This is a genomic window from Aeromonas sp. DNP9, assembly GCF_001728955.1.
Taxonomy (GTDB): Bacteria; Pseudomonadota; Gammaproteobacteria; order Enterobacterales; family Aeromonadaceae; genus Aeromonas; species Aeromonas veronii.
In genome coordinates this window covers 1-13943 of the sequence record NZ_LYSQ01000023.1, presented here as the reverse complement: position 1 = coordinate 13943, position 13943 = coordinate 1, and the positions used below count along the sequence as shown (strand labels likewise).

Annotated in this window: 15 protein-coding genes and 2 tRNA genes; 11 read left to right on the top strand and 6 right to left on the bottom strand. The window is 59.4% G+C overall.

What is annotated here, in order from left to right:
* Positions 1-45 precede the first annotated feature (45 nt).
* The 3 genes from A9G06_RS16050 to djlA are packed head-to-tail and all read left to right on the top strand — an operon-like array spanning position 46 to position 2574.
* A complete protein-coding gene (locus A9G06_RS16050) occupies positions 46-1056 on the top strand; it encodes a phosphotransferase (RefSeq protein WP_069555844.1) in 1011 nt (336 codons plus the stop codon).
* Positions 1053-1721 carry an N-acetylmuramate alpha-1-phosphate uridylyltransferase MurU gene (gene murU, locus A9G06_RS16045; RefSeq protein ID WP_069555843.1) on the top strand — a complete coding sequence of 223 codons (669 nt, stop codon included), beginning with the start codon at positions 1053-1055 and terminating at the stop codon, positions 1719-1721. The genes A9G06_RS16050 and murU overlap by 4 nt, the downstream gene beginning before the upstream one ends.
* A gap of 19 nt (positions 1722-1740) precedes the next feature.
* Complete coding sequence (gene djlA / locus A9G06_RS16040; RefSeq protein WP_005358354.1) at positions 1741-2574, top strand: co-chaperone DjlA; 834 nt, start codon at positions 1741-1743, stop codon at positions 2572-2574.
* A gap of 82 nt (positions 2575-2656) precedes the next feature.
* On the opposite strand, the gene A9G06_RS16035 is transcribed toward djlA, so the two are convergent.
* Positions 2657-4108, bottom strand: a complete 1452-nt coding sequence (locus A9G06_RS16035; protein WP_069555842.1) for an aminoacyl-histidine dipeptidase — start codon at positions 4106-4108, stop codon at positions 2657-2659.
* Between the two features lie 947 nt (positions 4109-5055).
* Here A9G06_RS16035 and gpt point away from each other — a divergent pair.
* The 5 genes from gpt (at position 5056) to A9G06_RS16010 (ending at position 9990) form a co-directional block, all read left to right on the top strand.
* Complete coding sequence (gpt, locus tag A9G06_RS16030) at positions 5056-5523, top strand: xanthine phosphoribosyltransferase (RefSeq protein ID WP_005339007.1); 468 nt, start codon at positions 5056-5058, stop codon at positions 5521-5523.
* 172 nt (positions 5524-5695) lie between these two features.
* Positions 5696-6964 carry an esterase FrsA gene (gene frsA / locus A9G06_RS16025; protein WP_069555841.1) on the top strand — a complete coding sequence of 423 codons (1269 nt, stop codon included), beginning with the start codon at positions 5696-5698 and terminating at the stop codon, positions 6962-6964.
* A 62-nt stretch (positions 6965-7026) separates the two neighbouring features.
* A complete protein-coding gene (gene crl / locus A9G06_RS16020; protein WP_005339003.1) occupies positions 7027-7419 on the top strand; it encodes a sigma factor-binding protein Crl in 393 nt (130 codons plus the stop codon).
* Positions 7420-7598: 179 nt separating this feature from the next.
* Entirely contained in the window at positions 7599-8702 is a 1104-nt protein-coding gene (proB, locus tag A9G06_RS16015) for a glutamate 5-kinase (RefSeq protein ID WP_069555840.1), read from the top strand.
* Between the two features lie 34 nt (positions 8703-8736).
* The gene (locus A9G06_RS16010) at positions 8737-9990 is read left to right on the top strand and encodes a glutamate-5-semialdehyde dehydrogenase (RefSeq protein WP_069555839.1); all 1254 of its coding nucleotides are present in this window, start codon (positions 8737-8739) and stop codon (positions 9988-9990) included.
* Positions 9991-10076: 86 nt separating this feature from the next.
* Here the strand turns inward: A9G06_RS16010 and A9G06_RS16005 are convergent, their stop codons facing one another.
* The 5 genes from A9G06_RS16005 to rsgA are packed head-to-tail and all read right to left on the bottom strand — an operon-like array spanning position 10077 to position 12911.
* Positions 10077-10466 carry a hypothetical protein gene (locus tag A9G06_RS16005; RefSeq protein ID WP_069555838.1) on the bottom strand — a complete coding sequence of 130 codons (390 nt, stop codon included), beginning with the start codon at positions 10464-10466 and terminating at the stop codon, positions 10077-10079.
* 2 nt (positions 10467-10468) lie between these two features.
* Complete coding sequence (locus A9G06_RS16000; protein WP_005338984.1) at positions 10469-10720, bottom strand: DUF2960 domain-containing protein; 252 nt, start codon at positions 10718-10720, stop codon at positions 10469-10471.
* Positions 10710-10979 (bottom strand): VF530 family DNA-binding protein, encoded by a 270-nt coding sequence (locus tag A9G06_RS15995; protein WP_005349372.1) that lies wholly within the window; start codon positions 10977-10979, stop codon positions 10710-10712. The genes A9G06_RS16000 and A9G06_RS15995 overlap by 11 nt, the downstream gene beginning before the upstream one ends.
* A complete protein-coding gene (gene asd, locus A9G06_RS15990) occupies positions 10976-11848 on the bottom strand; it encodes an archaetidylserine decarboxylase (RefSeq protein WP_069555837.1) in 873 nt (290 codons plus the stop codon). The genes A9G06_RS15995 and asd overlap by 4 nt, the downstream gene beginning before the upstream one ends.
* 28 nt (positions 11849-11876) lie before the next feature.
* Entirely contained in the window at positions 11877-12911 is a 1035-nt protein-coding gene (gene rsgA / locus A9G06_RS15985; RefSeq protein WP_058057329.1) for a small ribosomal subunit biogenesis GTPase RsgA, read from the bottom strand.
* 91 nt (positions 12912-13002) lie between these two features.
* On the opposite strand from rsgA, the gene orn reads away from it, so the two are divergent.
* The 3 genes from orn (at position 13003) to A9G06_RS15970 (ending at position 13915) form a co-directional block, all read left to right on the top strand.
* Entirely contained in the window at positions 13003-13548 is a 546-nt protein-coding gene (orn, locus tag A9G06_RS15980) for an oligoribonuclease (protein ID WP_047436099.1), read from the top strand.
* A gap of 178 nt (positions 13549-13726) precedes the next feature.
* A tRNA-Gly gene (locus tag A9G06_RS15975) sits at positions 13727-13802 on the top strand.
* A 37-nt stretch (positions 13803-13839) separates the two neighbouring features.
* Positions 13840-13915, top strand: a tRNA-Gly gene (locus A9G06_RS15970).
* Positions 13916-13943 lie beyond the last annotated feature (28 nt).

The window sequence follows — 13943 nt, the reverse complement described above, 5'->3', positions numbered from 1 at the left end:
CAGGGCTAACAGCCAAGTGCTGCTTTCCACCTTGGTCCCCGACTTATGCACAATCGCGATTCCCTGCTATTGCAGTGGGCACGCCAGATTTCAGGCGATGCCACCCTTCAGTTGACCCTCATTTCCGGTGATGCCAGTTTCCGCCGCTACTACCGTGGCGCCGGACTGGTATGGGTGGATGCCAATCCTAAAACCGAAAAGAATCATGAGTTTGTTCGTAATGCAGCAGCCTTGCATGCGCGTCAGCTCCTGGCGCCAGAGGTCAAGGCCGTTGATTATGAACAAGGTTTGCTGGCGGTCAGCGACCTGGGCGATACCCAGCTGATCAGCTGCCTGAACGAGCAAAATGTGCTGGCCTGGTATGGCAAGGCGATCGATCTGTTGCCGACACTGGGGGCGGTGGATCTGGCGCTTGAGCCCTTCGATGCCGCCTTTATGGCGCGGGAGAACAGCATTTTCCCCGAGTGGCTGCTGGGCCAACATCTGCAACTGACCCTGAGCGACGAAGAGCAGCAGTTGCTTGATGAGACCTTTGCCTGTCTCACCGCCTGCAATCTGGCTCAGCCACAAGGGGTCATGCACCGTGACTTCCACAGTCGCAACCTGATGGTGTGCGGCGGAGACACTCCTGATAGCAGCGAGCTCGCCATCATCGATTTTCAGGATATGGTCATCGGGCCGCTCACCTATGACCTGGTTTCTCTGCTGAAAGATTGTTATGTGCGCTGGCCGGACGCGGTGATCGAGCAGGGGATGCAGCATGGCTTTGCCACCCTGCAGCAGGCGGGTCTGCTTGGCGAGCGCGACTACGCCAGTTTCCGCCGCGATGCCGACCTGACCGGCATGCAGCGCCACCTGAAAGCGGCGGGGCTCTTCACCCGCCTCTATCATCGCGACGGCAAGTCAGGCTATCTCAAGGATATTCCCCGCACCCTCGGCTACGTGGTGGATGTCTGTCGCAGCCACGGTAGCGCCTATCCGGTGCTGGCCCGTTTTGGTTTGTGGCTCGAGCAGGTGGTGTTGCCGGGGATCGCCAACGCCGAGGTGAAACAATGAAGGCGATGATCCTGGCCGCTGGCCGTGGCGAGCGGATGCGTCCGCTGACTGACCTGCTGCCCAAGCCGTTGTTGGCTGTCGGGGGCAAGCCGCTTATCGTTCATCACATCGAAAAACTCAAAGCCGCCGGGGTGACCGAGCTGGTGATCAACCACGCCTGGCTCGGCCACAAGCTGGTCGAGACTCTGGGTGATGGCAGTGCGTTTGGTGTGACCATTCACTGGTCAGCTGAGGAGAGCGCACTGGAGACGGCCGGCGGCATTATTCAGGCGCTGCCACTGTTGGGGGATGAGCCATTTCTGGTGATCAACGGCGATACCTGGCTCGATCTCGATTATCACACTCTGGTCAGCCAGCCCCTTGGCGATGATTTGGCCCACCTTTGGCTGGTGCCCAATCCGCCCCAGCACCCGAGCGGGGACTTTGCCCTACAAGGGGGGCGAGTCATGGATACGCCAGCGTTTACCTTCAGCGGGGTCGGACTATATGATCCGGCGGCCTTTGCCGGTCTTGCTGGTGGTGCCCGCAAGCTGGCGTCACTCCTCCGTGACTGGATGGCGCAAGGGCGGGTGGGCGGCAGCCTGCTCGCTGGCGAGTGGCGCGATATCGGCACTGTCGATCGACTGCGCGAGCTGGATGACCAGCTCCAGGCCCGCTCTCATTAACTTCAAGAGGTCTTGAACCATGCGTATTTGGGGTAAGGTGCTGGGCGCCTTCTTTGGCTTTCTGCTCGGCAATATCATCGGTGCCCTGATTGGCCTCTGGATCGGCCACCGTTTCGACCGTGGCATGGGGCTGCAGGGGGCGTTTCGTCGCGGCCCGAGTCAGGAGCAGCAAGCTGTCTTCTTTCACGCCACCTTCTCGGTGATGGGTCACATCGCCAAGTCCAGCGGTCAGGTGACCGAGCAGGAGATCCGGGTTGCCTCCAACCTGATGGATCGGATGCGGCTGGCGGGCGAACAGCGTGCCCGTGCTCAGGAGTCGTTTCGTCTCGGTAAGGAGGCCGACTTCCCGCTGCGCGAGACCCTTGCCGAGTTCCGCCGTGCCAGTCTGGGGCAGCGCGATATTCTGCGCTTCTTCCTCGAGGTGCAGTTACAGGCGGCCTTTGCCGACGGACGGGTAGAGGAGGGCGAGCGCGCCATTCTTCATACCATCGCCGACGAACTGGGCTTCAGCCGCATCGAGCTGGCCCGTATTCTGGCGATGGCCGAAGCGCAGATGAACTTCTTCAATCAGGCCCATGGCCAGTATCAGGGGGGGCATTCCGGTGGCCAGCAGTATCGGCAGGCGGCACCCTCTGCGGATCGCCTCAAGAATGCCTACCAGCTGCTGGGGGTGAGCGAGAGCGACAGCGATCAGGATATCAAGCGCGCCTACCGCAAGGAGATGAGCAAGCATCACCCGGACAAGCTGGCCGCCAAAGGGCTGCCGCCGGAGATGATGGAGATGGCCAAGGAGAAGACCCAGGAGATCCAGCAAGCCTGGGAGTGGATCCGCGAGGCCCGCGGCATCCGGTAAGCGCCAACGTCAGGTTGGAACAGACAATAAAAAAGCCCCGCAGCAGTGCGGGGCTTTGTTTTGTTGTTTTATCCGGGCTGGCTTACTTGGCCGGAATCGCTTCCAGTACGTGCACCAGCAGTTGCCAGAAACGCTCGACCGCCGGGATATGTACCTTCTCGTCAGGGGAGTGGGCACCGCGGATGGTCGGGCCGAAGGAGACCATGTCCCACTCCGGATAGGCGCTCTTGAACAGACCGCACTCGAGGCCGGCGTGGATCACCATGACGTTGGGCATGGTGCCGAACAGAGTCTGGTAGCTGTTGCGTACCAGCGCCATGACGGGGGAGTCCACGTTCGGCGCCCAACCCGGATAGGCACCGGTGAATTCGCAGCTGGCGCCTGCGAGAGTGAACAGGGAGCGGGTCATCTGCTCGATGCTCTCGCGGCCGGAGTCAATGAGGGAGCGGATCAGGCACTGGACGTACACTTCGCCATCCTGAGTCTTGATGACCCCCAGGTTGGTAGAGGTTTCGGTCACGCCGGGCATGGCATCGCTCATGCGCATCACGCCGTTCGGGCAGGCCATCAGGGCATCCAGCAGGCGCTGCTGCAGGGAGACGCTCATCAACTTGGCCGGTTTGGCGGCGTTGTTGACCAGCACGGTCAGGTTCGGCTCGGTGGCGGCCAGTTCGGTCTGGTAGATCCCGGTGTAGCGGTCAACCAGCGCCTTGAACTCGTTTACGCTGGCAGAAGGCACCAGCAGGGTGGCGCGAGCTTCGCGCGGGATGGCGTTGCGCAGCGTGCCGCCGTGGATCTCGGCCAGACGAACACTCAGCGGCTCTGCTGCTTTGAGCAGGCGAACCAGCAGCTTGTTGGCGTTGCCACGGCCGCGATGGATATCGCAACCGGAGTGACCGCCGCGCAGCCCTTTTACGGCTAGTTCGAACGCTTCGCCTTCGCTGGCATCAACCAGCTCGAGCGGGAAGCGGATATTGGCATCCACACCGCCAGCGCAGCCCATATAGACCTCGCCATCCTCTTCAGAGTCGGTGTTGAGCAGAATTTCGCCCTCCAGCCAGCCCGCTTCCAGACCGAAGGCGCCGGTCATGCCGGTCTCTTCGTCGGTGGTCAGCAGCACTTCCAGTGGACCGTGCTTGATGGTTTTGTCAGCCAGCACTGCCAGGCAACCGGCCATGCCGATGCCGTTGTCGGCACCCAGGGTGGTGCCACGGGCAGTGACCCACTCGCCATCGACATAGGCATCGATGGGATCGGTCGCGAAGTCGTGTTTGGTGTCGGCGTTGGCCTGCGGCACCATGTCGATGTGGGCCTGCAGTACCACGGCTTTGCGGTTTTCCATCCCCGGGGTGGCCGGTTTTTTGATGATGATGTTGCCGACCTTGTCCTGCTTGACCGCCAGACCTTCCCCTTGAGCCCATTGGATGATCCAGGCGCTCAGTTTGGCTTCATGTTTGGAAGGGTGGGGAATGGAGCAGATCTGTTCGAAGAAATGCCAAATCAGTTTGGGAGAGAGAGAGCTAAGCTGTGCCACGTCGGGACTCCTTACCAGCACGGAATTAACAGGGCCCCATCAGCGGGCCGGAGAAGAGGATAACGATAATACAGTCAATCACACAAAAATGTGAGCAATCAGCGCAAATCGCAGGCAGCTTGTGCTGGCTGATGGCAACCAGGCAGTACGATCGTCAGGTTCGGACGACGCTGACCAATAGAAAAGAAAATATGTGACCGATCTCACAAAAATATTGAATTTAACGCACCGACTGGTAAATTAGATCCCGTGGTTCGCCACCCGTCAGGATGACGATGAAAGCCTCCAGGGAATCGAAGCAAAGCAAGTGCGCCTCCATGGAACCGAGTGTTCGTTCAAGGATTTGAGCCCGCATTAAAGGTACGTAACTTGTTAAGCAATCAGGAGTTTCAATATGCCAGGCAGCAACTCAACCTATTGGTTTGCCCCTTCTTTGTATACCCAGGGTTTCAGCTACCCTAACCCCTTCGTCACTCGTCGCTAAGACGAGCTGCCCAACCAGGCAGAGGCGAGAAAGCAGCAGGTGCGTGAGGTAAATCCTCCCCCTGCTATTTTTTTATCTGCGATTTGCCGCACAGCCCATTAGGACTCGGCAGCAGGGACGGCAGGTTAGTCGTTTGGCGCTCTAGATGTGCCGAATGGAGAGGGTGATGCCGATTTTTCCTGTTTTTGGCATACGTTTGCCAGGCATTTTCTCTGCAAACGGTGCTATCATATCGGCCCAACAGCCTGTCCGCGGTTTGGACACATCATCTAACCGATCGCCGGATAAGCCCATCTTGCTTCCATTGTTATCAGATTTGCTGCCGAGGCTTAGCCCTGAGGCAGCCGAAGTGCAATCTGAATTCAGTCGGGCAAGGGCCGCCATTTACTGGCATCCGCAGGGATAATTGCGGGTGTTGTTATTTTAAGTAATTGTTTTTAAATAACTATTCGAGATCGATAACATGCCGAAAAAGTTCTATGTGTCGTGGGACAACCTGCAACGTGAAGCTCGCCGTCTGGCCCGTCGTCAGCTGCCTGTCAGCCAGTGGAAAGGTATCATCGCGGTCAGCCGTGGTGGCCTGGTGCCCGCAGCCCTGATGGCCCGTGAACTTGGCATTCGTAATGTGGAAACCCTCTGCATCTCCAGCTATGACCATGACAGCCAGCGCGAGCTGGTGGTCGTGAAGGCTGCCACCACCGCTGGTGACGGCGAAGGCTGGCTGGTGGTGGAAGATCTGGTAGACACAGGCACTACCGCCAAGGCGATCCGCGAGCTCTACCCGAAAGCCAAGTTCATCGCGATTTTCGCCAAGCCGATGGGCGAAGCGCTGCTGGACGATTTCGAAGTGGCGATCCCGCAGGATACCTGGATCGAACAGCCGTGGGATATGGCACTGGAGTTCGCCACACCGATCTGCGACGAAAAGTAACGGGATCGCGATGTGATGCTCACTGCGTCCATTGGTCGCGACCGGCAATAATGGTTTCACAGGGCTCCAATTTGGAGCCCTGTTTTTTTGTGTATCAATCTGTTGCAGGGTGGCTGATGGGCAGTAAAAGTGGTTAAGATGAGCTATTGCCTGATATGAATGGGACACTATCTTGGACTTGAACGAAGACCTAAACCTGACCGAACAGCTCTTTACCCGCGTCAAGAAGGTATTGGAAACATCCGAGATCTCCAACTCCAGTGCGGCTGATCTGGCGCAAGCCGAGTCAGACGAGATGTTTATCGACGGCTCCATGTCAAAGAGATGGTATCGCCTGCTGCGCCGTCCCTCCTGGACTTGGCAGGGGGCAGATCCCATCGAAGTGGAGCAGACCCTGGCCCGCATCGCCATGGCGACCGGCGAGCGCACCCACGATTGCTATCTCGATACCATCAAGGGCTATGTGCCCGGCAACTGGATCTACGAATGGAGCCAGGTGGCTGGCAACTATTTCAAGCAGGGCCGCGAATTGCGCGAGAAGGGGGATGCTTCTGGCGCCCTGAAGCAGTTGCTCAAGGCGGTGCGCTACTACTCCATCGCCAGCTATCCCCATCTCAAGGATGACGAGCTGGCGGATCAGGCCCAACTGCTTGGCAACATGGCCTATCGCGAGGCAGGTCGCCTGTTCAAGGTGCCGCTCAAAGAGATCCAGGTGCCTTTTCGCGGCAAGCATATTCAGGGTTATCTCCACCTGCCGACGACCGAAAAACCGGTGCCGCTGGTGATCATCAGCGGCGGGATCGACTCCCTGCAGCTCGATTTCCTCAACTTCTATCTCAAACGGCTCGAGCCCAACGGTATCGGCATGCTCTCCCTCGATATGCCCGGGGTCGGCTATGCCGAGCATTGGCCGCTGGTGCAGGATACCAGCCGCCTTCATCAGGCGGTGCTCCATTACCTCTCCGAAGTGGCCTGGGTCGATCATCAGCGTATCGCCATGGTGGGGATGCGGTTGGCGGGCAATATCGCGGCCAGACTGGCCTTTATCGAGCCGTTCAAGCTGCGCACCGTGGTCTGTGTCGGCGCCGGGGTCAATCAGGTGTTTACCAATCAGGAGCTGTTTGCCAAGTGCCCGCGCATGATGCGGGATAGTCTGGCCAACCGGTTGGGGGCTGATGCGGCTCAGTGGGACGGCATGCGTACCAAGTGCCAGGTATTTTCACTTAAAACACAAGGATTACTGGGGACTCGCACCTCTGTGCCGATATTGAGTATTGGACACAAGCGAGATTTTATTTGTCCCGAGCAGGATGTACGGGCATTGGCGGCGGCCAGTCGTAACGGCAAGGCCATCGTATTCGACAAACAGCCTTTGCTGGAGGTGTATGACAAGGCACTGGACGAAATCGTCGAGTGGCTGAAACAGCATTTGTGTACCTGACATTGCGCTAAAGAACTGACGCCATCCCGAGGTGGCGCGGCTTGTTTAACAGGGAGGTTAACATGTCTGAAAGAGTGACCTACAAGCGACTGCTGAGGCAGTTTGCTGCCATTGGCCCCTATTTGCGCGAAGATCTCTGCGAAGAGGGGCGTTATCGTTTCGACTGCCTGTCGGTCTGTGTCAGCGCCAAGCCGGCGCCGGACAAACGGGAGTTCTGGGGCTGGTGGCTGGTGCTGGAGCAGGACGATCACCATTTCCGTTACCATTATCAGCTCGGTTTCTACAATGCTGATGGTGAGTGGCTGGACAAGCCGATCCCCAAGAAGCACCAGGTAGAAGTGGAGCGGACCCTCAACCGTTTCTACAAGCTCATCAGCGACAAACTGACGGCTCTGGAGTGTCAGTTAGCGCCAGCTGATCAGGTCACCAATGAGTTGACCGTGACCGCCGCTTGATCCCTGATGCCCGGCGAGCAGCATCCCGCTGTTTGCCGGGCCATTAGTCAGCCATCTCCCCTTCCGCCCGCAATCATCCGGGCCTTTGCTTCATCTCCTCACCCCGGCGTTAATTGCCTTGCAGGGCTCCATGGCCGTGGGTATAAAGATATTCCTTACTTTTTAGCCTTTATGCTCCCATGGAAAACAGAACCATAGTCGTCAAGTTGGGCACCAGCGTGCTCACAGGGGGGTCTTCCCAGCTCAATCGTGCCCATATGGTCGAGCTGGTCAGACAGTGTGCGGCCTTGCACCGTCACGGCCATCGGGTCGTGGTCGTCACATCAGGAGCTATCGCCGCCGGGCGTGAACATCTGGGTCACCCGCCACTGGCGCCAACCCTGCCCAACAAGCAGATGCTGGCGGCGGTTGGTCAGACCCAGCTTATTCGGGTATGGCAGGATCTGTTCAACCTCTACGGTCTGCATATCGGCCAGATGCTGCTGACCCGCGCCGATCTGGAAGATCGGGAACGCTACCTCAACGCCCGCGACACCATGCGCACCCTGCTCGATCACCGCATTATTCCGGTGATCAACGAAAACGACGCTGTGGCGACCGCCGAGATCAAGGTCGGCGACAACGACAACCTCTCCGCACGGGCCGCCATTCTGGCGGATGCGGATCTGCTGATCCTGCTAACCGATCAGAAGGGGCTCTTTACCGCCGATCCGCGTACCAATCCCGATGCCCAGCTCATTGAAGAGGTGCAGACCATCGACGATACCCTGCGCTCGTTGGCGGGTGACAGTGTCAGCGGCCTCGGTACCGGCGGCATGGCCACCAAGCTGCAGGCCGCCGATGTGGCGCGCCGTGCCGGGGTCAACGTGGTGATCGCGACCGGCCAGATGCCGGAGGTGATTGGCCGTCTCGCCAAGGGTGAGCGGATTGGCACCCTGTTCCCGGCGCTGGCGTCCCCGCTGGAAGGGCGTAAGAGCTGGATCCTGGCAGGCCCGCCCCCTCACGGCGAAGTACATGTGGATCAGGGGGCTGTCGCCGCCATGAAGGATAAAGGCTCCAGCCTGCTGCCCAAGGGGATCGTCGCGGTCAAGGGTGACTTTATTCGAGGCGATGTGGTGCGCATTCTTGATCCCAAAGGCGCCGAGTTGGCGCGCGGCATCTGCCGTTACGACCATCTGGAGCTGGAGAAGCTGCGCGGCGTCCACTCGGATCAGATTGAGCTGGTACTGGGCTATGGATATGGTTCAGTAGCCATCCATCGAGACGATATGGTGCTGCTCTAATCAGGGCGGCACGGCATGAACAAAGGGAAATGAGATGAGTCTGGAGAAAATGGGGCTGGCGGCCCGTGAAGCCGCCTATCAGCTTGCTACCATCAGCACGGCGCAGAAGAATCGGGCGCTGGCCGCCATCGCCGACGAGCTGGAGGCGCGCAGTGAACAGATCCTCGCCGCCAACGCGAAAGATATCGCCGCCGGCCGTGAAGCGGGCTTGACAGAAGCCATGCTGGATCGCCTGCTGCTCAATCCGGCCCGGCTGGCCGGTATCGTGGCGGATGTACGCAAGGTAATCACGCTGGATGATCCGGTCGGCGCCGAAATGGATAGCCGGGTGCTGGAGAATGGCCTGCGCCTCTCCCGTCGTCGGGTGCCCATCGGGGTTATCGGCGTCATCTACGAGGCGCGTCCCAACGTCACCATCGACATCGCCAGCCTCTGCCTCAAGACCGGCAACGCCAGCATACTGCGCGGCGGGCGCGAGACCTTCCACTCCAATCTGGAGCTGGTGCGGGTGATCCAGCATGCCTTGGCGGCCTCCGGCCTGCCCGAGGCGGCAGTACAGTACATCGACAACCCGGATCGGGCGCTAGTGGCCGAGCTGCTGCGCCTCGACCGCTATGTGGACATGATCATCCCCCGTGGCGGTGCTGGTCTGCACAAGATGTGCAAGGAGAACAGCTCCATTCCGGTCATCATCGGTGGTTTCGGCATCAGCCATATCTTCGTCGACGAGAGTGCCGATCTGGTGCGCTCTCTGGCGGTTATCGACAACGCCAAGGTGCAGCGCCCCTCCGCCTGCAACGCCCTCGATACCCTGCTGGTACACGAGAAGGTGGCTGCCACCTTCCTGCCGCAACTGGTGACGCTGATGAACGAGCGCAAGGTAACGCTGGTGGCCGCGCCCAATGCCATGGCGTTGCTGACTGGCGCGGACAACCTGTGCGAGGCGGGGCCGGAGGATTTCGATACCGAGTGGCTGGGACTGACTCTGGGGGTCAAGCTGGTGGCGGATGTGAACGAGGCGCTGGCCCATATGCGCGAGCACAACGCCGGTCACTCCGATGCCATCCTGACCAACGATCTGGCCAACGCCGAGCGTTTCGTCAACGGGGCCGGTTCGGCGGCTGTCTACGTCAACGCCTCGACCCGCTTCACCGATGGCGGCCAGTTTGGTCTGGGCGCTGAAGTGGCGGTCTCGACCCAGATGCTGCATGCCCGTGGCCCCATGGGGCTCACCGAGCTGACCAGCTACAAGTGGGTAGGGCAGGCCGATTACCTCAGCCGCGCCTGATAACCGGTTGTGTCAGATACAAAAATGCCGGCCCCCTGGGTCGGCATTTTATTTGGTGGATATGGCGAAGATATCAGGCGATCGGGTTATTCCCCGTGATAGAGCACCTGGTCACCGGACTTGAGCACATAACCCTTCCAGATAAAGAGGGTGTAGCCGCGACCCTGCCACGACCAGTTGCCCTCCGCACCCTGACGGGTCAGCGCAAGCAGTTCGCCGCTTGGCAGATGCAGTTCGGCCTGCGTCTGGTCGGCATTGAACATCACGAAGGCGCTGCTGGTCTGGCTGGCATCGGTCGGATTGAGCCGTACACCATCTTCAAACAGGCGCACACATTTGCCAGTCAGCGCTGACCACTGATAGCCCGCACTGCCGATACAGCCGTGGCTGTCGCGATCGCCGCCCACCAGATGTTGTTCCGGTGTACTGCATGCCGCCAGCAGCAGAGAGGCGGCCATCAGGGTCAAGGTGCGCATGGTTACTCCTGAAGATCCCGTTCGATGACGATGTTGGAGAATCCCAGCTCTTTGAAGTAGTTCTCCTGGTAATCCTTCACGCTTTTCTTGTCGCGGCGACAAACCTGAGCCAGCTGGGCCTCCATGGCGTGAAAACTGGTGAGATCCAGCCCTTCGGCAGCGGCGATGGCGTCGTAGATGCTGCGGAACTTGTCGTTCGCATAGCCGATCTCTTTGGCCTGTTTTTTATAGGTGTACGTAATCTTAAAGGCCATCTTGCCCTTCCTTCTTCGATTTGGCTTGCTTGCGCTGGACGTAAAGGTAAAGGCTTTCGACCTTCTCCCGAGCCCAGGGGGTCTTGCGCAAGAACTTCAGGCTGGACTTGATGCTGGGATTATCGGTGAAGCAGCGGATATTGATCTGCTGCCCCAGCTCTTCCCAGCCATAGTGCTCGACCAGCGCGGTGACGATGGCTTCCAGCGTCAGCCCGTGCAGCGGGTTGTTCTTCTGCGAGGCGTTCGGTTGCTCGCTCATGCCTGCTCCGCCAGCTTGGCAAAGGGCTGACCCATGCGGGTGGTGACCCCGTTGGCCAGATGGGGTTCGAAACCGGCCAGCATGCCCGGGCCAAACAGGCAGACCACGGTGCTGCCCAGCTTGAACAGGCCCATTTCGGCGCCTTTCTGCAGGGTAATGGCCTCATCGCCGGTGTAGTCCCAGCGCACCACCTTCTTCTCTTTGGTCGGAGCAATGTTGCCGGCCCAGATGGTTTCGATGCTGGCCACGATAGTCGCACCGACCAGCACCAGCGCCATCGGGCCGTGCGGGGTGCGGAAGGTGGCGACCACCCGCTCGTTGCGGGCAAACAGGTTGGGCACGTTCTCGGCGGTGAGCGGGTTGACGGAGAAGAGATCCCCCGGCACGAACACCATGCTCTCCAGCACACCGTCCAGCGGCATGTGAATGCGGTGGTAATCCTTGGGCGCCAGATAGATGGTGGCGAAGTCGCCATCCTTGAACGGCGCAACCAGATCCTCATAGCCACCAAGCAGCTCGCGGGCGCTGTAGTCGTGGCCCTTGGCCTGGATGATGCGACCCTGCTGGATCGGACCGAGCTGGCTGACGGTGCCATCCACCGGCAGGGCCAGAGTCATGGCATCTTCTACCACGGGGCGGATACCGGGCTTGAGCTCGCGGGTGAAGAAGGCGTTGAAGCTCTTGTAGTGGGCCGGGCTCTCGTGCAGCGCCTCGCTCATGTCGACCTGGTACTGCTTGATAAAAGCCTCGATCACCTTGGTGGTGATGTTGCCCGCTTCGGCGGCGGCAAACTTGCCGATCAGACGGGAGAGGGCGTGCTTGGGCAGACAGTATTGACCGGCAATTTTCAGGTTGTCAGTAATGCTCATGTTCATCATCAACGTAGGTTTATTAGGGTCACAGGCGCGCCTGTTGGCGACCGTGACGGGCTTCCTGCATGGTTTCCAGGATGCGGTGATAGTTGTGGAAGCGATCGGCGCTGATGGCGCCACTGTCGACTGCGGCGCGCAGGGCACAGCCGGGATCGTCCTTGTGGGTACAGTCGCGGAACTTGCAGCCACCCAGATAGTCGCGAAACTCGACGAAGCACCAGGTGATGCGGTCGGCTTCCAGATGCCAGAGGGCGAACTCGCGGATCCCGGGGGAGTCGATCAGATCGCCACCGCTCGGGAAGTGGTAGAGCCGCGCCGTGGTAGTGGTGTGCTGGCCGAGCCCCGAGTTTTCCGAGATTTCGCCGGTGAGCACATCCAGCCCCGGCATCAGGGCATTGGTGAGCGAGGATTTGCCCACCCCGGACTGGCCGACGAAGATGCTGATCTTGTCGGTCAGTGCGGCTTTAAGCTCATCCAGCCCTTCGCCGCTCTCGCAGCTCACCAGCAGCACCTCGTAATTGAGTTTGCGGTAGGTTTCGAGCTGGCTTTCGATGCGCGCTCTGGCGGCATCATCGAGCATATCGACCTTGTTCAGCACGATGAGGGGGCGGATCTCCACATCCTCGGCGGCCACCAGATAGCGGTCGACGATGTTGGTGGAGAACTCGGGCATCACCGCCGAGACGATGATGATCTGGTCGATGTTGGCGGCGATGGGTTTGACTCCGTCGTAGAAGTCCGGCCGGGTCAGTACCGAGTGGCGCGGATGCACCGCCTCGATGACGCCCGCTGTCGCGGCATTGAGGCCGGGACGCCACACCACCTTGTCGCCACAGACCAGACTGCTGATGCTGCTGCGCCGCAGGTTGCTGCGGTGGATGGTGCCATCGACCGCTTCCACGTCTGCATGCTGACCGAAACGGCTGATCACCACCCCTTCGATGGCGGGGCCAAACAGGGTGTCATCCACCACTGTGGTGTGATCTTTTTGCAGCCGCCGTTCGCGGTTGGCCTGGACGCGCCTTTGTTGACCCAGATTGAGTTTTGCTTTCTTTGCCACTCGATTCGCCAGTTTATGAACAGATCCAAAGCCAGTATGATACATGCAAATTGGCAAAATTCCGCCATTCCTCCCAACAGAGAGAGTAATCATGACAGTCAGCGCGCAGAACCTGGTATGGATCGACATGGAGATGACGGGTCTCGACCCCGAAGAGAACGTGGTACTGGAGATTGCCACCATCGTCACCGACAAGGACCTGAACGTGCTGGCCGAAGGGCCGGTCATCGCCATTCATCAGAGTGATGAAGAGCTGGCCAAGATGGACGAGTGGAACGTCAACACCCACACCAAGAGCGGTCTGGTGGCCCGGGTCAAGGCGAGCCAGCATGACGAGGCGAAAGCCGTTGCCGAGACCCTCGACTTCATTCGCCAGTGGGTGCCGGAGCGCACCAGCCCGCTGTGCGGCAACAGCATCGGTCAGGATCGCCGCTTCATGGTCAAGCACATGGCTGATCTGGAAGCCTTCTTCCACTACCGCAACGTCGACGTCAGCACCATCAAGGAGCTGGTACGCCGCTGGCAGCCGGAACTACTGGATCAGTTCAAGAAGAGCGGCACCCATCAGGCGCTGGACGACATCCGCGAATCCATCGCCGAGCTGCAGTTCTATCGCAGCCACGTCTTCAAGATCTGATTCCCCGGCAAGGGTTTGTCATGTGCTGGCTGCTAAAATCGACAGTTCGGCCAGCTTTTGAGCGAACGCGCGCAACCAGACAAAAAAGCCCTTGCAATTGGAATGACTGCTCTTATAATTCGGCTCCCGTACAGTAGCGCAAGCAACCAAATGCTGTACGGCCTGTTTTAAGGTAGTTGCGGGAATAGCTCAGTTGGTAGAGCACGACCTTGCCAAGGTCGGGGTCGCGAGTTCGAGTCTCGTTTCCCGCTCCAAAAATCTGATGATGACACTGGTGCAAACCAGCCCGATGCGGGAATAGCTCAGTTGGTAGAGCACGACCTTGCCAAGGTCGGGGTCGCGAGTTCGAGTCTCGTTTCCCGCTCCAATCATCAGCCAGCCTCAAGACAACCAAA